This is a genomic window from Sphingomonas quercus (genome assembly GCF_018863195.1).
GTDB lineage: Bacteria > Pseudomonadota > Alphaproteobacteria > Sphingomonadales > Sphingomonadaceae > Solisphingomonas > Solisphingomonas quercus.
In genome coordinates this window covers 289,598-312,414 of sequence record NZ_JAHKRT010000005.1, presented here as the reverse complement: position 1 = coordinate 312,414, position 22,817 = coordinate 289,598, and the positions used below count along the sequence as shown (strand labels likewise).

Sequence of the window (22,817 nt, the reverse complement as noted above, 5' to 3'; positions counted from 1 at the left end):
CATGCGCATCGACATTGGCCATCGCCTCCGTCTTCAGCGGCGACAGCCTCCCCGGCCCCGCCGCCGCCCCCGCCATACCCGGCATCAGCATCGCGCCTGTCATCAGCGCCGTCATCAACGTGCGGGCAGCGTTCATCTCGTCCCCCCTGGTTGCGCGCCGCCGTGACCGTCGGCCGCGTCGCGTGAACCTGCCCGGCGGCACCGCGATTATCAACAGGCCGCCGCCGCCCCGCGATCAGCCCTTGGTCTGGAAAAGGATCGGCGGCACCGTGCGATGGGTGACCTCGCGCATCACGAAGCTGCTGCGGATCTTGGCGACATGGGGGAGCGTCGACAGCTCGCTGCGATAGACCCGGTCATAATCCTCGAACGAGCGGACATGGACGATCATGATGAAGTCCGTGTCGCCCGATACGAAGGCGCAATAGGACATTGACGGGCATTTGACCGCCGCCGCCTCGAATTCGAGCAGCGCCTGCTCGGCCTGGGTCATCAGCTCGATCGCGACCATCACCGTGATCCCGAAGCCGAGTCGGCCCATGTCGAGATTGGCGGTATAGCCGGTGACGGCGCCGCGCTCCTCCAGGATCTTGCGGCGGCGCGCGGCCGCGGTGCTGGACAGATGGACGCGCTCGCCAAGCGCGACATCGGACGCGCGCCCATCGCGGGTGAGTTCGCGAAGGATGCGATAGTCGGTGGAATCAATAATGGTCAGGCCGGAATCGTCCACGAACGGAACCTCGCTTGATTGAAAGCAACAGACGGAATGCGAAACCTGTCGAGAAATGACACGCAAGGCAATGCCGTAGATGCTTTTCGTTACAAGCAGGCAATGATCGGGAGCGGCGCCGCCATCGAGGCCGGCGCCGCTCCCGCAGACTCAGCCGAGAGGATGGGTGGGATTCGACCTCTCGGCGGTCTGACCGGATTGCGCCTGCCAGCCGCCGCCCAGCGCCCGGAACAGGTCGATCTGCGCGGAGGTGATGCGGGCATCGGCGGCGGCGAGATCGGCTTGCGTGTCGGCGAAGGTGCGCTCGGCATCCAGCACGTCGAGGAAGTCGACGGTGCCTTCGCGCTGACGGGCGCGGACGATGCGGACGGAGGTCGCCGCTTCGTCGCGAGCCGAGGTCAGCGCCGCCTGCCGGTCGATCGCGCGGGCGTAGGCGGAGAGCGCCGTCTCCGTCTCCTGCAAGGCGCGCAGCACGGTGCCGTCGAAACTGGCGAGCGCGCCGCGGGTATCGGCCTCCGCCGCGGCGATGCGGGCGCGGGCGACTTCCTGATTGGGGAAATTCCAGCTGATCAGCGGGCCGAGCAGCCAGCGCAACGGGCCGCCGCCCAGGAAATCGCCGAAACCGGCGCCGGTCGAGCCGATCGATCCGCCCAGAGAGATGCGCGGATAGAGGGCGGCGGTGGCGACGCCAATGCGCGCCGTGTTCGCGGCCAGCCGCCGCTCGGCGGCGCGCACGTCCGGCCGGCGGGCGAGGAGCGCGGCGCCGTCGCCGACCGGGATCGGCTGGGCGACGAGGGGGATGGTCGTGCGGGCGGAGGCGGTGGCCGGCAGATCCTGCGGGGCGCGGCCGGTCAGCGTGGCGAGGCGGAACAGCGCCGCCTGGCGATCGGCCTGAAGCGGCGGGATCGCGGCGCGACGCTGGTCGCGCAGCGCCGCGATGCGGGTGACGTCGAGTCGGGTGGCGCGGCCGGCCTCGAAGCGTTTGCCGGTGAGCGTGACGGACTGATCGAGCAGATCGACGACATTTTGCGCCACCTCCAGCCGCTCGGCGGCGGACGCCGCGTCGGCATAGGCCCGCGTCGTCTCGGCGACGACCGCGACGCGCACCGCATCGGTATCGGCCTGGGTGGCGGCGAGATCGCCGCGCGCCGCCTCGATATTGCGGCGGACGCGGCCGAACAGATCGACCTCATAGGCCACGCTGAGGCCGGCATCGACCTGCCAGTCCTCGACATCGGCGCCGGGCTGGCGCTGCTGCTGGGGCAGGCGGCCATAATTGGTGCTGGCGCCGACACTGGTGCTCGGCAGCCGATCCGAGCGCACCTCGCGCAATGCGGCGCGGGCGCGGTCCAGCCGGGCGATGGCCACGCGCAGGTCGGTATTGGCGGCGAGCGCGTCCTGAACGAGCCCGTCCAGCACCGGGTCATTGTAGAGCCGCCACCATTGCTCGGCGGCGGGCGAGGCGGCATCGGCGACGGCGGGCTCGGCCGAGACGAAGGGCGCGGCCGCCCGCGCGCTCGGCGTGGAGGCGACATAGTCGGGACCGGCGGCGCACGCGGCAAGCGCCAGCGCCGACACGGTGGGGAAGAGCAGGGCGAGCTTCATGGCCGGCCTCTCCTTTATTCTGCGGGTTGCAGGGCGGCCGGGGCGGCGCGGCCTCTGCGGCGGGAAAGCCGCAGGGCGAGCGCCCGGCAGACGACGTAGAAGGTCGGGGTGAAGATCAGGCCGAAGCCGGTCACCCCGATCATGCCGAAGAACACCGCCGTGCCCAGCGCCTGACGAAGCTCGGCGCCCGCGCCCTGCGCGATCACCAGCGGCACCGCGCCGAGGATGAAGGCGAAGCTGGTCATCAGGATCGGGCGCAGGCGGGTGCGTGCGGCCTGCACCGCGGCCTCCACCGGGCTCAGCCCCTCCTGCTCCTCGGCCTGCTTGGCGAACTCGACCACCAGAATGGCGTTCTTGGCGGCGAGCGCGATCAGCACGACGAGGCCGATCTGGGTCAGCACGTTGTTGTCCATCCCGCGCAGATTGACCCCGGCCATGGCGGCCAGCAGGCACATCGGCACGATCAGGATGATCGCGAGCGGCAAGGTCAGGCTCTCATACTGGGCGGCCAGCACGAGGAACACGAACACCACGGCCATCACGAAAACGAGGGCGGCGGTGCTGCCGGCGGCCTTCTGCTGGAAGGCGATGCCGGTCCATTCATGGCCATAGCCGCGCGGCAGCTCGTCGGCGAGCTTCTCCATCGCGACCAGCGACTGGCCGGAGGAATAGCCCGGCGCGGTGTCGCCATCGACCTCCACGGCGGGGAACAGGTTGTAACGCACCACGCGATACGGACCCGTCTTGTCCTGGAAGGTGGAGACCGACCCGATCGGCACCATCGCCCCCGAATTGGAGCGGGTCTTGAGGTTGGCGATGTCGGCGGTGGTGTTGCGGAACGGCGCGTCGGCCTGCGCTGTCACCCGGTAGGTTCGGCCGAGCAGGTTGAAATCATTGACGAAGACCGAGCCGAGATAGACCTGCAGCGCCTCGAACACGCGCTCCGGCGGCACGCCGAGCAGATTGGCTTTCTTGCGATCGACGTCGGCGAAGATGCGCGGCGTGGCGGTGTCGAAGAAGGTATAGACCTGAGCGAGGCCCTTGGTCTGGTTGGCCTTGCCGATCAGGCCGTAGCTCTCCTTGCCGAGCGCGTTATAGCCATTGCCGCTCTGGTCCTGGACCATCAGGCGATAGCCGCCGGCCGAACCGATGCCCTGGATGAGCGGCGGCGGCACGATCATCAGCCGCGCCTCGTTGATGTCGGCGGTGGCCTTGCGCGCCTCGTCCATGATTTGGGCGAAGCTGACGCCGAGCTTCTCGCGCTCCTCGAAGGATTTGAGCGGGAAATAGGCGGCGGCGGCGTTGGGTGCGAGCGTCTGGGACGGGCCGTCGAAGCCGGCCAGCATCACCGAGCCCTTGATGCCGGCGATCGGCAGGATGCGCTGGGCGACCTTGCGCATCACCGCGTCGGTGCGCTCCACCGAGGAGCCCGGCGGCAGCTGGATGACGGTGAGGAAATAGCCCTGGTCCTGCGCCGGGATGAAGCCGGTCGGCGTCACCCAGAACACCGCGCCGGTGAGCGCGATGAGGCCGGCATAGACCGCCATCATCCGCCGCGGCATCGTTACCAGCCGGCGGGTGAGACGGGCATAGGCGTTGCCCATCCGGTCGAACCCGCGATTGAAGCGGTCGCCGGCAGCACGCACCGCGCGGGTGAGCCGCGAGGCATTGCTGACGTCCTCGTGGCGACGCAGCAGCATCGCCGCCAGCGCCGGAGAGAGGGTGAGCGACAGGATCAGAGAGATGATCGTCGCGGTCGAGATCGTCACCGCAAACTGCTTGTAGAAGGCGCCCGACATGCCGGTCAGGAACAGGGTCGGCACGAACACCGCGCAGAGCACCAGCACGATCGCCACCAGCGCCGCCGACACTTCGTCCATCGACGTCCGGGCGGCTTCGAGCGGCGACAGGCCATGCTCGAGATTGCGTTCGACATTCTCGACGACGACGATCGCGTCGTCGACGACGATGCCGATCGCCAGCACCATGCCGAACAGCGACAGGTTGTTGAGCGAATAGCCCAGCGCCGCCAGCATCGTGAAGGTGCCGATCAGCGACACCGGGATCGCCACCACCGGGATGATCGCCGCCCGCCACTTCTGCAGGAAGACAATGATCACCAGCACCACCAGGATCACCGCCTCGAAAAGGGTGTGCTTCACCGCATCGATGGACTGGCTGATGAACTCGGTGGGGTTGTAGATGACCTTGTATTCCAGCCCCTTGGGGAACTTGGCGGACATCGCCTTCATCTCGGTCTGGACGCCCTCGGCGGCGGCGAGCGCGTTGGAGCCGGGCCGCTGGAAGACGGCTACGATCACCGTCGGCTTGCCGCTGAGATAGGTGTTGGAGCCGTAATCCTGGGCGCCCAGTTCGACGCGCGCCACGTCCGATACCTTGACCTGGCGGCCGTCGGGGTCGGAGCGGATCACCACGTCGGCGAACTGCTTGGGATCGACGAGGCGCCCCTGCGTCTCGACGTTGAGCTGGAAGGCGTTGCCCTGCGCATAGGGGGGCTGGCCGAGCGTGCCGGCGGCGACCTGCACATTCTGGGCACGCAGCGCCGCGACGACGTCGCCCGCGGTCAGGTTGAGCGCGGCGGCGCGGCCCGGATCGATCCACACCCGCATCGAATAATCGCGCGAGCCGAACAGCTGGACATCGCCGACGCCGTCGATGCGCGACAGCCGGTCACGCACCTGGGTCAGCGCGTAGTTGGAGATGTAACCGCGATCGAGCGAGTTGTCGGGCGAGACGAGATTGACGACCAACAGGAAGTCCGGCGACGTCTTGCGCGTCACCACGCCGAAACGCTGCACTTCCTGCGGCAGGCGGGGCAGCGCCACGGCGACGCGGTTCTGCACCAGCACCTGCGCGGCATCGAGATCGGTGCCGATCTTGAAGGTGACGGTGATCGTCAGCTTGCCGTCGCCGGTCGACTGGGACGACTGGTAGAGCATGTTATCGACGCCGTTGATCTCCTGTTCGATCGGGGCGGCGACCGTTTCGGCCACCGTCTCCGCCGAAGCGCCGGGATATTGGGCGGACACCGTGACCGTCGGCGGCACGATGTCGGGATATTGCGAGACGGGCAGGCCGAGATAGGCCAACGCGCCGACGATCGTGATGACGACCGCGATCACCCCGGCGAAGATCGGCCGGGTGATGAAGAAACGGGACAGGCGCATGGAGAACGTCCTGCTGGAGAAATGGGATCAGCGCTGGGCGAGCGTCGCCTCGCTGGAGATCGGCACGGAGAGATCGCCGCCGGACGCCGCCGTCGACGCCGGGGCGTCAGGCGTGATGCGGCCGGGCTGGGGGGTGACGGGGCTGCCGGGCATCGCCATCTGCGTGCCGGTGATGACCACGCGGTCCTGCGGCGAAATGCCGGAGCGGATGACGCGCAGGCCGTCGACGACCGGGCCGAGCTCGACGGGCTTGGCCGAGACCACGCCCTTGCCGTCGACGACGAGCAGGGTCTTGCGCGCCTGGTCGGTCTGGATCGCGGCATCCGGCACGAGCAGCGCCTTCACCGTGCCGGCATTGCCCAGCCGCATGTTACCGAACATGCCCGGCGTCAGGAAATAATCGGCGTTGCGCAGGATCGCCCGGCCGCGGATCGTGCCGGAGCGCGGATCGAGGCCGTTGTCGGTGAAGTCGAGCTTGCCCTTCCAGCGATGGCTGGTCTCGTCCTGAAGCTGGATCTCGACCGGGGTCTCGGCGCCGCCATCGGCGCGACGGTTGCGCTGCGCCTTGAGGAACAGCGCCTCCGAGCCGTCGAAGGTGAAATAGATCGGATCGAGCGCGTTGATCGTGGTGAGCAGCGAGCCGCTGGTGCCCTCGCCCCCGGCCACCTGATTGCCGGGATCGACGCGGCGATCGGAGATGCGACCGGCGATCGGCGCGCGCACCTGGGTGAATTCGACATCCAGTGCCCGCGAGCGAACCCGCGCCTCGGCTGCCGCCAGCGCTGCCTCGGCAGCCTGGACGCGGGCTCGCAGCGCGTCGACCTCCCCGGCGGACACCGCCTCGTCGTCGATCAGGCGGGTGGCGCGGCCGAGATCGGCGCGCGCCAGCGCCAGCGCCGAGCGGGCGGAGGCGGCATTCGCCTTGGCCTCGGCCAGCGCGGCGTTGAACGGGCGCTGGTCGATGGTGAAGAGGAGCTGGCCCTGCTTGACGATCTCGCCGTCGCGGAAATGCACCGCCGTCACCTCGCCGGACACGCGCGGCCGGATCTCGACCGTGCGGCTGGGGGCGAAGCGGCCGATATAATCGTCCCATTCATTGACTTCGCGGACCAGCGGGTTGGCGACGGTGACGCTCGGCGGCGGCGGAGCGGCCACCGCCGCCTGCGGCCGATCGGCGAAGTGGACGGCGACGCCGGCGATCACCGCCAGCGGTACGATGGCCAGGCCACCGCGCTGCCAGCGGGGAAGCGCGGAGACCTGTTGGCCGAGCGAGCGCTTGTCGCCGGTTTCGATCGGGCTGATCATGTTCATGCGAGGCGCTCCCGGCGGGGGGCGGTGCGGGTGGCGCGCGCGGTGCCCACGCTCGCCAGCAGCGTCTCCGCCTGTGCGATGGTGAAGCCCTCGGCCTTGAAGGCCTCAAGCTCGGAAACCGGCAGGGCATAGCCCTTGTGCCAGGCGTGGACGGCGAGGCGGCGCACCGCCTCCAGCTTCGGATCGGCGAGGCGCGAGCTGGTGCCGAGGCCGAACACGCTGCCCAACGCGCGGGAGAGCGGCCCCGGCTCGGCGAGGCTGCTCAGCCGATCGCGATGGGCGAGCGCGATCACCTTCCATTCGAGCGGCGAGAAGCCGGTGCGCTCCAGCACCTCCTCCGCCTGCGGCGCCGGGGCGACCAGCGCGGGTGCGGCATAGGCCGCGTTGAAATCCATATAGGCCATCATGTCGTCCCCTTCTCTTTGTCGCGGACGCGGGGAGCCCGTCGCGGGCGTCGGCTCGCGTCCGCACCCGCCTGGCAGGCGGGTGCAAAACCCCATGGCCGAGGAGCGCATCGGCGCTCGCCGCCAGGGCGTCGAATGTGGTTGAGGCAGCCGAGCGAGGTCGGCCGCACGGCTTCAGATCAGCTGGTCGCCATCTTCATGGAGGCGGTCTCCTCGACGCGGGGCCCCGTGGAGCCCACCGCCCCTTTGGGTCCAATCAATACCGAGCGGTATATAACTCGATGCCGCAGCGCGTCAACAGCTTTCTATACCGGCAGGTATCTTTTTGTCTAGCGCCCCGGCCAGAGGCTGATCGTGGTATCGACAAGCTTGCCGAGATCGGCGCAGCACACGCCGGCGCCGGCCTGGACCGACAACCCCTGCAGGATTGCGGTGAGATAGCGGGCAAGGGCGGCCGGATCGGTCGACCCGGGGAGGTCGCCCTCCGCCTTGGCCCGTTCGAAGCGCGCGATCAGCGCCGCTTCGGACGACGCGCGCCGGGCAATGACGTCGGCCTTGATCGACTCGGCCTCCGGCCCGCACGCGACCGAGCTGATCACGCCGAGACACCCCTTGGGATCGCAGCTGCTCGTCTGCATCGCCAGCGCGCCGCGCAACAGCCGCTCGGCGACGCCGCGCGAGGTCGGCGCATCGAGCGCCGTCTTCATGTAGCTGAGCTTCTCGCGCTCATAGAGGTCGAGCGCCTTGCGGAACAGCGCCTCCTTGTTGCCGAAGGCGGCGTAAAGGCTGGGCTTGGTGATGCCCATGGCCCCGGTCAGTTCGGTGAGCGAGGCGCCCTCATAGCCATGGCGCCAGAAGACACGGAGCGCGGCGGTCAACGCCTCGTCAATGTCGAATTCGCGCGGACGGCCTTTCTGGGCAGAACAGGCAAGAGTTTCCATAACGAGCGGTATATAAGGTAATGGGCGACGGCCGTCCACCCGTGCCAAGTTTCTTTTTTCACGGCGCTTTCGTGCTCGCGCGACCCGCTTATGTGGCGCCGGTCACAGTCGCCCGACGGGCCAGTCAGAGGAGTCGATCCGCATGTCCCTGTCCCTCTATGAAGTCAGCGTCCCGGTGTTCATCCGCGCGCTGGAGAATCTCTCCGCCCAGCTCGAAAAGGGCCGCGCTTTCGCCGACGAGCGGGGCATCGCCCATGGCGAGCTGCTCGACGCCCGGCTCTACGAGGACATGGCGCCGCTCACCGCCCAGATCCAGCGCGCCAGCGACACCTCCAAGGGCATGGCGGTCCGCATCGGGCAGCTCGACAATGTGGCGATGGCGGACGACGAGGACAGCTTCGACGCCCTTCAGCAGCGCATCGCCAGGACCATCGCGTTCCTGCGCGCGGTGCCGGCAGAGGCGCTGAACGGCCGCGAGGATGCCGAGGTGCCGCTCACCGTGCGCGGCACCATGCTCAACTTCACCGGGCGCAGCTACGTGCTGAGTTTTGCGCTGCCGAACTTCTTCTTCCATGTCACCACGGCCTATGCGCTGCTGCGCCACAAGGGCGTGCCGATCGGCAAGCTGGATTTCCTCGGCGGCTACGCCAGCGCGCCGGCGGAGTGATCGCCGGCGCCGCTTCGCGCCCTTTCCGTCACTGCCGTTACCGAATTGTCATCGAAGGGAGGCCGGGTCGCCGCGCATCCGGCGCGTAATGGCGGCGGCAATGTTTCAGGATCGACACGCGGCGCGCCGTCCTGCATGTTACGCCAAGCATTGAGGCACGACCGTCAAAATGACGGCAAGATCTCATGGGGGGGGCAAGTGATCGCGACGTGGATATCCGCCGCCATGGCTTTGGGCGGGCGCTGACCATGCACTGGGGTGTTCCTGATCGGCGCCGGTCTCGCCGGCTGACCTTGCTGGGCGCAGGGCTCTGCATCGCGCTGTCGCTCGCCGCGTGCAGCAAGAAGGAGGGCGGCGGGCCGAAGCGCGAGCCGCCCCTGGTCGATGTCGCAACGCCCAAGGCGCATCTGTTCGTCGACCGTATCGAGGCGGTGGGCACGGCCCGCGCCAATGAGCAGGTAACCCTCGCGTCGCCGGTGACGGAACGGATCGAGCGGCTCAATTTCGACGATGGCGATTTCGTCCAGCGGGGGCGGGTGCTGGCGGTGCTGGCGCAGGGGCAGGAGCAGGCCGCGCTGAACGGCGCGCGCGCCGCCGAGGATCAGGCCAACGCCCAGCTCCGTCGCATCCAGGAGCTGGCCCAGCGCGGCTTCGCCACCAATACCCTGCTCGACCAGCAGGTCGCCGCCGCCCAGCGCGCCCGCGCCGAGGCCGAGGATGCCCGCGCCCAGATCGGCGACCGGGTGATCCGCGCGCCTTTCTCGGGCCATGTCTCGCTTCGCACCATTTCGGAAGGCGCCGTGGTCAATGCCGGCGCGGTGATCGCGACGGTCAGCGACCTGTCGCGCATCAAGCTCGATTTCACCGTGCCCGAGACGATGCTGAGCGCGCTGCGCCCCGGCCAGCCGATCGTGGCGCGGGCGGCGGCCTATCCGGACACGCCGTTTCGCGGCACCATCGCCTCGATCGACCCGGTGATCGATCCGGCGACGCGCGCGGTGATGGTGCGCGCGGTGCTGCCCAACCCGGGCAACCGGCTGAAGCCGGGCATGCTGCTCAGCGTCGGCATCGAATCGGCGTCGCGCAGCGGCATGGCCGTGCCGGAGCTTGCGGTGATCGGGGAGGGGGCCAACCGCTATGTCTATCTCGTCGGCGCCGACAACAAGGCGGTGCGCACGAAGGTGACGACCGGCCTGCGCGACGGCGGCCTGATCGAGGTGAGCGGCCTCCGGCCCGACGCGCGCGTGATCAGCGAGGGCGTGGTCAAGGTCGCCGAGGGCACGCGGGTGCGCCTGCGCGGCAGTGACGGCACGCGCACCGCCCAGCGCGACGCCGCCGGCCCGCCACCCAAGGCCCAGGCCGGCGCGAAGAAGGACTAGGCCGATGATGATCTCCGATCTCTCGGTGAGGCGGCCGGTGGTGGCGGCGGTGGGCGCGATCATGCTGACGATCATCGGCATCGTCGGCTTTCTCAGCCTGTCGGTGCGCGAATATCCGGACACCGACCCGCCGGTCGTCTCGGTGCAGACGACCTATACCGGCGCCGCCGCCAGCGTCGTCGAGAACCGCATCACCCAGCCGCTCGAGGAAAGGCTGGCCGGCGTCGAGGGCATCGAGACGATCATCTCGCGCTCGTCGGACGGCCGCTCCGACATCACCATCGAGTTCCGCGCCGGCCGCGACATCGACGGCGCCGCCAACGACGTGCGTGACCGCGTGTCGGGCGCCGCCGACGACTTGCCCGAGGAGGCGCTGGCACCGGAGGTGCGCAAGATCGACGCCGATGCCGCCGCCGTGATGTACCTCAACGTCCGCGCCGAGGGCTGGTCCAAGCTGAAGCTGACCGACTATATCAATCGCGTCCTCGCCGACCGTTTCTCGACCATCGACGGCGTCGCGCAGGTGCAGCTCGTCGGCGCCGCCCAGCCGTCGATGCGGGTCTGGCTGAACACCGCGCGTCTCGCCGCCTTTCGCCTGACGCCGCGCGACGTCGAGACGGCGCTGCGCACCCAGAATGTCGAGCTGCCGGCCGGTCGTGTCGAAACGACCAGCCAGAATGTGTCGCTGCGCGTCAATCGCGGCTTCACCACGCCGGAGGAGTTCCGCACCCTCGTCGTCGGGCGCGGCGCGGACGGCTATCTGGTGCGGCTGGGCGATGTTGCCCGCGTCGAGCCAGGCCCCGAGAATCCCTACAGCACCTATCATTTCAACGGCCAGACCGGCGTCGGCATGGGCATCATCCGCCAGTCGGGCGCGAACACGCTGGCGGTGGTGCAGGCGGCCAAGGACCTCGCCGCCGAACTGGCGCCCGATCTGCCCGCCGGCATGACGCTGACCGTCGGCGCCGACACCTCGCTGTTCATCGATCGCGCCATCAAGGGCGTGTGGCATACGCTGGGCGAGGCGGCGGTGCTGGTCGTGCTCGTCATCTTCCTGTTCCTCGGCAGCTGGCGCGCGACGCTGATCCCCGCCGTCACCGTGCCGATCTGCCTGCTGTCCAGTTTCGCGGTGCTGTGGATCTTCGGCTATTCGATCAACCTGCTCACCCTGCTGGCCCTGGTGCTGGCGATCGGCCTCGTCGTCGACGACGCGATCGTCGTCCTCGAGAATATCTATCATCGCATCGAACAGGGCGAGCCGCCGCTCGTCGCCGCCTATCTCGGCACGCGGCAGGTCGGCTTCGCGGTGGTCTCGACGACGCTGGTGGTGTGCGCGGTGTTCGTGCCGGTGATGTTCATTTCCGGCCAGACCGGGCTGTTGTTCCGCGAGCTGGCGGTGGCGATGATCGGCGCCATCGCCTTTTCCGGCTTCCTCGCGCTCAGCCTCGCGCCGATGCTCTGCTCCAAGCTGCTGCGCCACGAGAATCGCGGCTGGCTGGCCCGGCATATCGACGCCGGGCTCGGCGGTCTGGAACGCGCCTTCGGTCGCGCGCTCAACCACACGCTGCGCCGGCCGCTGCTGCCGATCCTCGTCACCCTCGCTCTGCTCGCTTCGGCGGGCTGGCTGTTCACGACGCTCGACAGCGAGCTGGCGCCGCAGGAGGATACCGGCCAGGTCCAGATCCGTCTCAACGCGCCCGAAGGCACCGGCTTCGACGCGCTCAGCCGCTATGGCCAGGAAGCCGAGGCGAAGCTGCTGCCGATGATCGGGCCGGACAATCTGCGCGGCGTCATCACCCGCGTGCCCGGGCAGTTCGGCAGCGACGATTTCAACAATGTCGGCTTCACCGTCTATCTCGTCGACTGGGAGAGGCGCACGCGCACGACCAGCGACGCGCTGCGTGACATCAACCGCTCGCTCGGGACGCTGACGGCGATGCGCGGCAATGCCTCGGCGCCGTCCTCACTCGGGCGCGGCCGCGGCCAGCCGATCAATTTCGTCATTGCCGGACTCAATTACGAGGATCTGGCCCGCGCCCGCGATCGTATCCTCGCGGCCGCCAAGGAAAATCCGGGCATCGTCAATCTCGACGCCGATTATGTCGAATCCAAGCCGCAGATGCTGATCGACGTCGACACCCAGCGCGCCGGCGACCTCGGCGTGTCGGTGGACGATGTCAGCCAGGCGTTGCAGACCCTGATGGGGTCGCGCCGGGTGTCGACCTATGTCGAGAATGGCGAGGAATATCGCGTCATGGTGCAGGCCGAGGCCGAAGGGCGCGACAATACGACGCGGCTCGGCAGCGTCTATGTCCGCTCGCGGACCGGCGCGCTGGTGCCGCTCGCCAATCTCGTCAGGACGCGCGAGGCAGCCTCCGCGCGCGAGCTCGGCCGCTTCAACAAGATGCGCGCGATCACGCTCCAGGGTGGCCTCGCGCCCGGCTATCCGCTGGGCCGCGCGCTGGCCTTCCTCGAGGATCAGGCACGCCAGTCGCCGGAGGTGGTCGCGGTCGGCTATCGCGGCGAAAGCCAGGCGCTGCGCCAGACCGGCAGCTCGATCTGGCTGGTGTTCGGGCTGACGATCATCGTCGTCTACCTGCTGCTCGCCGCCCAGTTCGAAAGCTTCATCCATCCCGCCGTGATCATCACCACCGTGCCGTTGGCGGTGGCCGGCGGGGTCATCGGGCTTGCCGTGACGGGCACGACGCTCAACCTGTTCAGCCAGATCGGCATCGTCATGCTGGTCGGCCTCGCCGCCAAGAACGGCATCCTCATCGTCGAGTTCGCCAACCAGCTGCGCGACGAGGGGCAGGGCGTGCGCGAGGCGATCGTCCAGGCCGCGCAGCGCCGCCTGCGGCCGATCCTGATGACCTCGATCGCCACCGTGATGGGCGCGGTGCCGCTGGCGCTGAGCACGGGCGCCGGGGCCGGATCGCGCTCGGCGATCGGCGTGGTGATCGTGTTCGGCGTGTCGATCGCCACCGTCATCACCCTGTTCCTGATCCCGCTGCTCTACAGCCGATTCGCCGCGCGCACCGGTTCGCCGCAGGCAGTGACGCGGCGGCTGGAGGCGGCTCTGGCGCGGCTGTCGCGAGGCCGCGGAAGCGATCCGGCTGCGGCCGAATGAGCCCTTGTCGCGTCCTCACGGGCTAGCCGCGGATGTTGCACCCGTGACATATGCCGGCAAGATGAGAGTCGGAACGGGGGCCATGACCAAGATTCTGCCGGTGCGTCTGGCCGCCTTAGCGCTGCTGGCGCCGCTGGCCGCCTGCGCCGTCGGGCCGGACTATCGATCGCCGTCCGCCGCCACGCTGAAGGTGCCGGAGGCCTTTCCCTCGCAGCCGGCCGATGCGCCGGCTGCCGCGGACCTTTCCACCTGGTGGCGCAATTTCGACGATCCGGTGCTGTCCGGGCTGGTCGGGCGGGCGCTCGCCAATAATCTCGACGTCGCCACGGCGGGCGCGCGGCTCGCGCAGGCGCGCGCCAATCTTCGCGCCGCCCAGGGTGCGCAATTGCCGACCGCCGCGGTTTCCGGCTCGATCTCGCGCAGCGTCGGGCGTGACAGCAACAGCTTCGTCGATCCCTCCAACGGCGTCGTCATCAGCTCCGGCGGCGACACCACCGTGTTCCAGGGCACCGCCAACGTCGCGTGGGAGGCGGATGTGTTCGGCCGCCTGCGCCGCGGCGTCGAGGCGGCGCGCGCCACGCTGGAGCAGGCCGGCGAGAACCTTCATTTCGCGCAGCTTTCGGTCGCCGCGGAGGTCGGCTCCTCCTATCTCGACGCGCGGCAGGCGCAGCAGCGGCTGATCATCGCCCGCAACAACCTCGCCAGCCAGGACGAGACGGTGCAGATCGTCGGCTGGCGCGTCCAGGCGGGTCTCGTCTCCTCGCTCGACCTCGAACAGGCGCGCCAGCTTCGCGCCCAGACGGCGGCCGGCGTCGGCACTCAGGAATCCGCCTATACCAATGCGATCAACCGGCTTGCCGTGCTGATCGGCGAGGCGCCCGGCGCGGTGAACACGCTGATGGCCGACAATGCGCCTATCCCGGTGCCCGGCGATGCCGCGCCCGCCGCCATTCCCGCCGACACCATCGAGCGGCGGCCGGACGTCCGCGCCGCCGAGCGCGGGCTTGCCGCCGAAGTGGCGCGCATCGGCGTGGCGACGGCCGATCTTTACCCGGCGCTCCGGCTCACCGGCTCCTTCACCGGATCGGGCACGACGCTCAGCGACGCCGCTTCGCAGGCATTCGGCAATCTCGTCGGCGCGATCAGCGCGCCGATCTTTCAAGGCGGGCAGATCCGCGCCCGGATCAACGCCCAGCGCGCCGTCGCCGACACCGCCTTCGCCACCTATCGCTCGACGGTGCTGACCGCCATCGAGGAGGTGGACGACGCCTATGCCGCGCTCGCCGCCTCGGAGAAGCGCGAGACGGCGCTCGCCCAGGCCGACGAGGCGGCCCGCAACGCCACGCTTTACGCGCGCAGCCAGTATCGCGCCGGCCTGATCGACTTCCAGAGCCTGCTCGAATCGGAGCGGAGCCTGCTCAGCAGCCAGGATGGCCGCGCCACCGCCCGGGCGGATCGGGCGCGCGCCTATGTACAGCTTTATCGCGCCCTTGGCGGCGGTTGGCAGTCCGCGCCCGCGCCCGCGCCGGCCGGCCCCTATATCGTCACGCCCCTAATCGAGACGGCCCAATGAACGACATGGCAACCACCCAGACCGACGTCGGGCTCGACGAGTTCCTTGGCCGCTCGCCGCCTTCGCCGGTGGCGCGCCTGCTGAAATGGGGCAGTATCGCGGTCGGCGTGGTGATCCTGCTGCTGCTGCTGTCGCGCTGCGTGTTCGGTGGCGAAGGCCCGGTGCGTTATGCCACCGAGGCGGTGGAGCGGGGCGACCTGCGCGTTACCGTGTCGGCGACCGGCAATCTCCAGCCGACCAATCAGGTGGATGTCGGCTCCGAACAATCGGGCCTGATCGAGCAGGTGTTCGTCCAGAACAACGATCGGGTGAACCAGGGCGCGATCCTCGCCCGGCTCGACACCTCGCGGCTCACCGATACCCTGGTGCAGAGCCAGGCGCAGCTCGCTTCCGCCGAGGCGCAGGTGGCGCAGGCCCAGGCGACGGCGCAGCAGAGCCGCGCCACGCTCAACCGGCAGGAGGAGGTCTACAAGCTTTCCGGCGGCAAGGTGCCTTCCGAGACGGAGCTGGATACGGCGCGCGCCGATTATGCCCGCGCCCAGGCCAATGTCCGCGCCGCCCAGGCCTCGGTTGAGCAGGCCAAGGCGCTGGTCTCCTCCAACCAGACCAATCTTTCCAAGGCGTCGATCAAGTCGCCGGTGACCGGCGTCGTGTTGTCGCGGCAGGTCGAGCCGGGCCAGACGGTTGCCGCCTCGTTCAATACGCCGGTGCTGTTTACCATCGCCGAGGACCTCTCCAAGATGGAGCTGCAGGTTAAGGTCGACGAGGCGGATGTCGGCCAGGTCAAGGAGGGCCAGCGCGCCACCTTCGCCGTCGATGCCTATCCCGGCCGCAGCTTCCCGGCGCGCATCATCCGCGTCGACGTCGGCGCCAACGCCACCAAGGCCGCGACCTCGACCAGCTCCAGCGGGAGCAGCGGCACCTCGGCGGCGGCGACGAGCACCGTCATCGCCTATACCGCGGTGCTGTCGGTCGACAATCCGGAGCTGACCTTGCGCCCCGGCATGACCGCGACCGCCGACATCATCACTGCCGAAAAGAAGAATGTGCTGCTCGTCCCCAACGCGGCGCTGCGCTTCGCCCCGGCGCAGCAGGGCGCGTCCGGCGGCGTGACGAGCGTGCTCATCCCGCGCGGCCCCCGCCGTGGCGGCGCCGGTGCCGGCAAGGAGGCGACCATCGGGCGCGGCAGCGTGCGCGCCATCTATGTCGTCGGTGCCGACGGCAAGCCGCAGCGCATGGAGGTGACGGTCGGCGACACCGACGGCGCCCAGACCGAGGTGAGCGGCGCCGAGCTGCGCCCCGGCATGCAGGTGATCACCGGCCAGCTCGCCGCCGGCGCCGAGCAGGGCGCGCGCCGCCAGCGCAATCCCGGCAGCGGCCAACAGGGCGGCAATGGCGGCGGCGGCGAGGGGAGGCGCCCATGACGGCCGACGCGCCGATCATCCAGCTCCGCAACGTCACCAAGACCTTCGGCTCCGGCCCTGCCGCCTTTCAGGCGTTGAAGGGCGTCGACCTCGACATCGCCGCCGGAGACTTCGTGGCGGTGATGGGCCCGTCGGGCTCGGGCAAGTCGACGACGATGAACATCCTCGGCTGCCTGGACGTGCCGACGAGCGGCGCCTTCCTGTTCAAAGGGGTGCATGTCGAACGACTGGACCGGGATCAACGCGCGCTCCTGCGCCGCAAATATTTCGGCTTCGTCTTCCAGGGCTTCAACCTGCTGCCGCGCACCTCGGCACTGGAGAATGTCGAGCTGCCCCTGCTCTATCGCGGCGAGGAGAAGCACAAGCGCCGCGAGGTCGCGATGCAGGCGCTCGACAAGGTCGGGCTCAAGGACTGGTGGGATCATACCCCCGGCGAGCTTTCCGGCGGTCAGCAGCAGCGCGTCGCCATCGCGCGCGCCATCGTCACCCAGCCGGACGTGCTGCTCGCCGATGAGCCGACCGGCAATCTCGATACCGCCCGCTCGCTGGAGATCATGGAACTGCTGAGCGAGTTCAACGCCACCGGCATCACCGTGCTGATGGTCACGCACGAGCCGGACATGGCGGCCTATGCCCGCACCGTCGTCCATTTCCGCGACGGGCTGGTCGAGCGCGTCGACCAGCATCATCATCAGGGCCAGGCGGTCGGCAGCTGATGTTCGGCACGACCATCATCCTCGCCTTTCGCGCCATCCGCCGGCACATGCTGCGGTCTTTCCTGACTATCCTCGGTATCGTCATCGGCGTCGCGGCGGTGGTGACGATGGTGACCCTCGGCAATGGCGCGACGGCCGCGGTGCAGGAGCAGATTTCCTCACTCGGTTCGAACATCCTGCAGGTTCGGCCGGGCCAGGGCTTCGGGCGCGGCGGCGGCGGCCCGCAGCCGCCCGATTTCAAGCCCGAGGACGTCGACGCGATCCGCAATCAGGTGGCGGGCGTCACCGCCGTCGCGCCGATGGCGCAATCGACCGGCACCGCCGTGCGCGAAGGCGCCAACTGGTCGACCACGATCAATGGCACCACCTCCGATTATTTCATTGCCCAGCAATGGCCGATGGCGGCCGGGCGGACCTTTTCCAGCGCGGAGGAGCAGGCCGGCAAGGCGGTATGCATCCTCGGCAATACAGTGCGCACCAACCTCTTCCGGCAGGAAGACCCGATCGGCCAGCGCTTCCGCATCAAGGACATCACCTGCACCGTGATCGGCGTGCTCCAGACGCGCGGGCAGGGCGGGTTCGGCAACGATCAGGACGATGTCGTGCTGATGCCGATCAAGACGGTGCAGCGCCGCTTCGCCGGCACCCGCGACATCCGCGTGATCATGGTCGCGGTCGATCCCGCCTATGAGACGGGCTCGGTGCAGGAATCGCTGTCCGCCCTGCTGCGCGAGCGGCGCGGCATCATCGGCGGCAAGGAAGATGATTTCAACATCTTCGACACCAAGCAGATCGCCGACACGCTGTCCGGCACCACCCAGATATTGACGGCTTTGCTCGGCGCGGTGGCGGCGGTGTCGCTGCTCGTCGGTGGCATCGGCATCATGAACATCATGCTCGTCTCGGTGACCGAGCGCACTCGCGAGATCGGCATCCGCCTCGCCATCGGCGCGGTCGCGCGCGAGGTGATGATGCAGTTCCTTGTCGAGGCGGTGGCGCTGGCCTGCCTCGGCGGGGTCATCGGCATCGTCATCGCGCTGGCCGCCAGCCTGGCGCTGGCGCCGGTGCTGCGCGTACCCTTCTCCTTCGACGTGCAGATCAACCTGCTGGCCTTCGTCTTTTCGGCCGCGATCGGGGTGATCTTCGGCTATTTCCCCGCCCGCCGTGCCGCCTCGCTCAACCCCATCGACGCGCTGAGGCACGAATGACCGACCAGCCACGCCTGCTTGTCGTCGACGACGACGCCGACCTGCGCGACCTGATCGCCGGCTTCCTCATCGATCAGGGCTTGCAGGTGGAGACCGCCGCCGACGCCGCGGAGATGGACGCGGCCCTCGCCCGCCAGCCGGTCGACCTGATCGTGCTTGACCTGATGATGCCGGGCGAGGACGGGCTGTCGATCGTCCGCCGGCTGCGCGGGCCGCGCCGGCCGGGCGTGATCATGCTGTCGGCGATGGGCGAGGACCTCGACCGGATTATCGGGCTCGAGGTCGGCGCCGACGATTATCTGCCAAAGCCCTGCAACCCGCGGGAACTGCTCGCCCGCATCCGCGCCGTGCTCCGCCGCCGCAGCGAGAGCGAGACGCAGGTGACGGGCGGCCCGCGCCGCCGCTTCGGCAACTGGACGCTCGACCTGATCAGCCGCACGCTGACCCGCCCCGGCCAGCCGGACGCGCAGCTCACCGATGCCGAATTCCGCGTGCTGACCGTGTTCCTCGATCGTCCGCAGCGCGTGCTGTCGCGTGACCAGCTGCTCGACGCCGCCAAGGGACAGGATGCCGACATATTCGATCGCGCCATCGACGTGACGGTGAGCCGCCTGCGCCGCAAGCTCGGCCCGGGCGACCCGATCCGCACCATCCGCAACGAGGGCTATATGTTCGCCGAGCGGGCCGAGGACGCATGATGAGCGGCTGGCTGCGCAGGCTCCCGATCTTCTGGCAGACGCTGCTGCTGGTGCTCGCCTGCCTCCTGGTCGCGCAGGCGATGAGCATCGCCATGTTCGTGTCGGTGCGGCCGCCGCGTCCGCAAGTCTATCCGATGGGGGACATTGCCGAGGCGCTCGGCGCGCCGCGCCATGGCCGCGACGACGACGACACGCCCCGCCTCGCCACCCAGCTCACCCGCTCGGCGCCGACCGCCGACACCGAGGGGATGGTAACCGACAGTTCCATGGTCAGCCGGCTGGCGGAGCGGCTCGGCGTACCCGTCTCGTGCGTGCGGCTGTTCTACGAGGCGGACCAGTCGGCGACCTATCCGTTCCGCTTCAAGAAGGTCGATAGCGGGGTGCCGATCCGCCACGGCGAACCGATGTTCTTCAACACCGTGCTGGCCGGCGTGCAGAAGGACGGCGTGTGGCGCGTCGTGCGCACGCCCGACAAGCCGTGGATCAGCCCGTGGCAGCAGCGTACCGTGCTGTGGTTCGTGTTGTCGGCGCTGATGGTGCTGCCGCTGGCCTTCCTGTTCGCGCGCCAGCTGGCGTCGCCGATCCGCCGCTTCGCTGCCGCTGCCGACCGTGTTGGTCATGATCCGCGCGCGCCGGCAGTGCCGGTGGGCGGGCCGGCCGAGGTGCGCCTCGCCGCCCAGGCGCTGACGGCGATGCAGCTGCGGTTGAGCGAGACGCTCGCCGAGCGTACCGCGATGATCGCCGCCATCGCGCATGACCTGCGCACGCCGCTCGCCCGCATCGCCTTCCGCATCGAGACCGCGCCCGACGCGCTGCGCAAGCCCGTCCAGTCCGACGTCGAGCAGATGCGGGCGATGATCGCGGCGACGATCGGCTTCGTGCGCGGCGTGCATGTCGGCGAGAAGAAAGGGCTCGATCTGCTCGCGCTCGTGCAGCGCATCGCCAGCCATTGCCATGAGATGGGCAGCAAGGTGTCGGTGGCGGGCAGCCCGGCCTGGGTGGAAGGCGATTCGGTCGCGCTGGAGCGATTGTTCCAGAACATCATCGACAATGCGCTGGCCTATGCCGGATCGGCGGAGATCACCGTCATCGCCGACGAAGGGCGCGCATGCGTGAAGGTCGCGGATCGCGGGCCCGGCCTGCCCGAGCCGATGCTCGACGACGCCTTCCGCCCGTTCAATCGCGGCGATCCGTCGCGCAGCCGCCAGACCGGCGGCATCGGTCTCGGTCTGGCCATCGCGCGCTCGATCGCCGCGGAGCATGGCGGCACCGTCACCGCTGCCAATCGCGACGGCGGCGGCCTCGTCGTCACCACCGAATTCCCGGCCGCGCCGCACCTCGCACCGGCATCATAACGGCTCGCCGGTAAGCAGCGCGCGCGCCGCAGCCGTTTCCGCCACCATCCAGTCGGCGAAGGCGCGCACCCGCGGCGCGTCGCGCATGTCGCTGTGGGTGACGAGCCAGAAGGTGCGCATGATCGTCCGCCCGGGCAGCACCCGCACCAGATCGGCATTGGTCTCGGCCATGAACCGCGGCAGCACGGCGATGCCGGCGCCGGCCGCGGTCAGTTGCGCCTGGGCGACGATGCTCGACGAGCGCAGCGCCGGTTCCAGCCCCGGAATGATCTCGTCCAGATAACGTAGTTCCGGCGAATAGATCAGGTCCGGGATATAGCCGATCAGCATGTGACGCCCCAGCGCCGCGGCATCGCCCGGCCGGCCATGGCGGGCGAGATAATCGCGCGTCGCGTACAGGCCGAGCGCATAATCGGTGAGCTTGCGGGTGATCAGCGGCCCACGTCGCGGCCGGCTGATCAGGATCGCGACGTCGGTCTCGCGCCGCGACGGATTGAGAAAGCCCGAACTGGCCGCGAGATCGACGGCGAGCCGCGGGTAGGCGCTGGCGAAGCCGGCCAGGCGCGGCGCCACGAAGGCGTTGCCGAAGCCTTCCGACACGCTGACCCGCAGGCGGCCGGCGACCTGACCACCCGCGCTCGCCTCGTGCACCGAGCCGGCGATACGCTCCATCTCCTCGGCCTTGGCGAGCAGCGCCTCGCCGGCCCCGGTCAGGCTCTGTCCGTCGCGGCCCTGTTCGAGCAGGCGCGCGCCCATCTCCGTCTCCAGCCGGCGCACCCGCCGGGCGACGGTGGTGGCGTCGACGCGCAGCAATCTGGCCGCCCGGCCATGCTGGCCGGTGCGCGCGATGGCGAGGAAATATTGCAGGTCATCCCAGTGCATCGCCTGCAAATATGCAGGCATGACCTGCAAAGTCCATGGTTGCGGGGCGGTTGGCGGCGGGTGCAGGCTCCGCATGACAAACGGAGGATGCCATGACCGAAGGGCTGCGCGCGATTCACCACTTCATCGACGGCGCCAGCCATGCCGGCGACGATGGCCGGCAGGGCGATGTGTTCGATCCCAATATCGGCGCGGTGCAGGCCCGCGTCGGCCTCGGCGCGCAGGCCCAGCTGGATCGCGCGGTGGCCGGCGCGCTTGCCGCCCAGCCGGCCTGGGCGGCGACCAATCCCCAGCGCCGCGCCCGCGTGATGTTCGCGTTCAAGGCGTTGGTCGAGAAGAATATGGAGGAGCTGGCCCGGCTGCTTTCCTCCGAGCATGGCAAGGTCATCGCCGATTCGAAGGGCGACATCCAGCGCGGCCTCGAGGTGATCGAGTTCGCCTGCGGCATCCCGCACATGCTGAAGGGCGAATATACGCAAGGCGCCGGGCCCGGCATCGACGTCTATTCGCTGCGCCAGCCGTTGGGCGTGGTGGCGGGCATCACCCCGTTCAACTTCCCGGCGATGATCCCGATGTGGATGTTCGGCCCGGCCATCGCCTGCGGCAACGCCTTCATCCTCAAGCCCTCCGAGCGCGACCCCTCGGTGCCGGTGCGCCTCGCCGAACTGGCCAAGGAGGCGGGGCTGCCCGATGGCATCTTGCAGGTCGTGCATGGCGACAAGGCGATGGTGGACGCGATCCTCGATCATCCGGAGATCAGGGCGGTGAGCTTCGTGGGCTCCTCCGACATCGCCCATTATGTCTACCAGCGCGGCGCGGTCGCCGGAAAGCGCGTACAGGCGATGGGCGGGGCCAAGAATCACGGCATCATCATGCCGGACGCCGACCTCGACCAGGCGGTGAGCGACATCATGGGCGCGGCCTATGGCTCGGCGGGCGAGCGCTGCATGGCGCTGCCCGTGGTGGTGCCGGTCGGCGAGAAGACGGCGGGCGCGTTGCGTGAGCGGCTGCTGACGGCGATTGCCGGCCTCAAGATCGGCGTGTCGACCGATGCGGACGCGCATTACGGCCCGGTCGTCACCGCCCAGCACAAGGCGAAGATCGAGAACTACATCCAGATGGGCGTGGACGAGGGCGCGGAGCTGGTCGTCGACGGGCGCGGCTTCAGCCTGCAGGGGCATGAGGACGGCTATTTCGTCGGCCCGACGCTGTTCGACCGGGTGACGCCCGAGATGCGCACCTACAAGGAAGAGATTTTCGGCCCCGTCCTCCAGATGGTCCGCGCGCAGAGCTTCGAGGAGGCGTTGGCGCTGCCGTCGAAGCACAGCTACGGCAACGGCGTTGCCCTCTTCACCCGCGACGGCCACGCCGCCCGCGAGTTCGTCGGGCGGGTCAATGTGGGCATGGTCGGCATCAACGTGCCGATCCCGGTGCCGGTGGCCTATCACAGCTTCGGTGGCTGGAAGCGCTCCGGCTTCGGCGACATCAACCAGTACGGCATGGAAGGCGTGCGCTTCTACACCAAGACCAAGGTGGTGACGCAGCGCTGGCCGGAGGGCGCCGCCTCCGGCGATTCCGCCTTCATCATCCCAACCATGGGCTGAGGCAG

The 22,817-nt window shown here is 69.1% G+C and carries 17 protein-coding genes; 10 read left to right on the top strand and 7 right to left on the bottom strand.

From position 1 onward, the window contains the following. Window positions 1–235: 235 nt before the first annotated feature. From KOF26_RS11670 to KOF26_RS11645, 6 genes are all read right to left on the bottom strand, one after another. Window positions 236–730, bottom strand: a complete 495-nt coding sequence (locus tag KOF26_RS11670) for an Lrp/AsnC family transcriptional regulator (protein WP_363182235.1) — start codon at window positions 728–730, stop codon at window positions 236–238. A gap of 150 nt (window positions 731–880) precedes the next feature. Continuing rightward, complete coding sequence (locus KOF26_RS11665) at window positions 881–2,335, bottom strand: efflux transporter outer membrane subunit (RefSeq protein ID WP_216324877.1); 1,455 nt, start codon at window positions 2,333–2,335, stop codon at window positions 881–883. 14 nt (window positions 2,336–2,349) lie between these two features. After that, on the bottom strand, window positions 2,350–5,523 hold the full coding sequence (locus tag KOF26_RS11660) for an efflux RND transporter permease subunit (RefSeq protein ID WP_216324876.1): 3,174 nt from the start codon (window positions 5,521–5,523) through the stop codon (window positions 2,350–2,352). A gap of 27 nt (window positions 5,524–5,550) precedes the next feature. Next, complete coding sequence (locus KOF26_RS11655) at window positions 5,551–6,834, bottom strand: efflux RND transporter periplasmic adaptor subunit (protein ID WP_216324874.1); 1,284 nt, start codon at window positions 6,832–6,834, stop codon at window positions 5,551–5,553. Next, window positions 6,831–7,241, bottom strand: coding sequence for a hypothetical protein (locus tag KOF26_RS11650; protein ID WP_253201357.1), 411 nt, complete (start codon window positions 7,239–7,241; stop codon window positions 6,831–6,833). Before KOF26_RS11650 ends, KOF26_RS11655 begins: the two co-directional genes overlap by 4 nt. A gap of 326 nt (window positions 7,242–7,567) precedes the next feature. Then, on the bottom strand, window positions 7,568–8,179 hold the full coding sequence (locus tag KOF26_RS11645) for a TetR/AcrR family transcriptional regulator (RefSeq protein WP_216324872.1): 612 nt from the start codon (window positions 8,177–8,179) through the stop codon (window positions 7,568–7,570). A gap of 142 nt (window positions 8,180–8,321) precedes the next feature. Between KOF26_RS11645 and KOF26_RS11640 the strand changes: the two genes are divergently transcribed. The 9 genes from KOF26_RS11640 (at window position 8,322) to KOF26_RS11600 (ending at window position 20,326) form a co-directional block, all read left to right on the top strand. Continuing rightward, complete coding sequence (locus tag KOF26_RS11640) at window positions 8,322–8,846, top strand: DUF1993 domain-containing protein (RefSeq protein WP_216324870.1); 525 nt, start codon at window positions 8,322–8,324, stop codon at window positions 8,844–8,846. A 185-nt stretch (window positions 8,847–9,031) separates the two neighbouring features. Next, on the top strand, window positions 9,032–10,225 hold the full coding sequence (locus KOF26_RS11635) for an efflux RND transporter periplasmic adaptor subunit (protein WP_253201356.1): 1,194 nt from the start codon (window positions 9,032–9,034) through the stop codon (window positions 10,223–10,225). 4 nt (window positions 10,226–10,229) lie between these two features. Then, the gene (locus KOF26_RS11630) at window positions 10,230–13,352 is read left to right on the top strand and encodes an efflux RND transporter permease subunit (protein ID WP_216324867.1); all 3,123 of its coding nucleotides are present in this window, start codon (window positions 10,230–10,232) and stop codon (window positions 13,350–13,352) included. A gap of 82 nt (window positions 13,353–13,434) precedes the next feature. Continuing rightward, on the top strand, window positions 13,435–14,925 hold the full coding sequence (locus KOF26_RS11625; RefSeq protein ID WP_216324864.1) for an efflux transporter outer membrane subunit: 1,491 nt from the start codon (window positions 13,435–13,437) through the stop codon (window positions 14,923–14,925). Beyond that, entirely contained in the window at window positions 14,922–16,349 is a 1,428-nt protein-coding gene (locus KOF26_RS11620; protein WP_216324862.1) for an efflux RND transporter periplasmic adaptor subunit, read from the top strand. The genes KOF26_RS11625 and KOF26_RS11620 overlap by 4 nt, the downstream gene beginning before the upstream one ends. Continuing rightward, the gene (locus tag KOF26_RS11615) at window positions 16,346–17,065 is read left to right on the top strand and encodes an ABC transporter ATP-binding protein (RefSeq protein WP_216324860.1); all 720 of its coding nucleotides are present in this window, start codon (window positions 16,346–16,348) and stop codon (window positions 17,063–17,065) included. Before KOF26_RS11620 ends, KOF26_RS11615 begins: the two co-directional genes overlap by 4 nt. Further along, window positions 17,065–18,273 (top strand): ABC transporter permease, encoded by a 1,209-nt coding sequence (locus KOF26_RS11610; protein WP_216324858.1) that lies wholly within the window; start codon window positions 17,065–17,067, stop codon window positions 18,271–18,273. Before KOF26_RS11615 ends, KOF26_RS11610 begins: the two co-directional genes overlap by 1 nt. Then, window positions 18,270–18,971 (top strand): response regulator, encoded by a 702-nt coding sequence (locus KOF26_RS11605; RefSeq protein WP_216324856.1) that lies wholly within the window; start codon window positions 18,270–18,272, stop codon window positions 18,969–18,971. The genes KOF26_RS11610 and KOF26_RS11605 overlap by 4 nt, the downstream gene beginning before the upstream one ends. Beyond that, on the top strand, window positions 18,971–20,326 hold the full coding sequence (locus tag KOF26_RS11600; RefSeq protein WP_253201355.1) for a sensor histidine kinase: 1,356 nt from the start codon (window positions 18,971–18,973) through the stop codon (window positions 20,324–20,326). Before KOF26_RS11605 ends, KOF26_RS11600 begins: the two co-directional genes overlap by 1 nt. Here the strand turns inward: KOF26_RS11600 and KOF26_RS11595 are convergent. Beyond that, complete coding sequence (locus tag KOF26_RS11595; RefSeq protein ID WP_216324853.1) at window positions 20,321–21,229, bottom strand: LysR family transcriptional regulator; 909 nt, start codon at window positions 21,227–21,229, stop codon at window positions 20,321–20,323. The two genes, KOF26_RS11600 and KOF26_RS11595, sit on opposite strands and share 6 nt — an antisense overlap. A gap of 83 nt (window positions 21,230–21,312) precedes the next feature. Between KOF26_RS11595 and KOF26_RS11590 the strand changes: the two genes are divergently transcribed. Beyond that, the gene (locus KOF26_RS11590) at window positions 21,313–22,812 is read left to right on the top strand and encodes a CoA-acylating methylmalonate-semialdehyde dehydrogenase (RefSeq protein WP_253201377.1); all 1,500 of its coding nucleotides are present in this window, start codon (window positions 21,313–21,315) and stop codon (window positions 22,810–22,812) included. Window positions 22,813–22,817 lie beyond the last annotated feature (5 nt).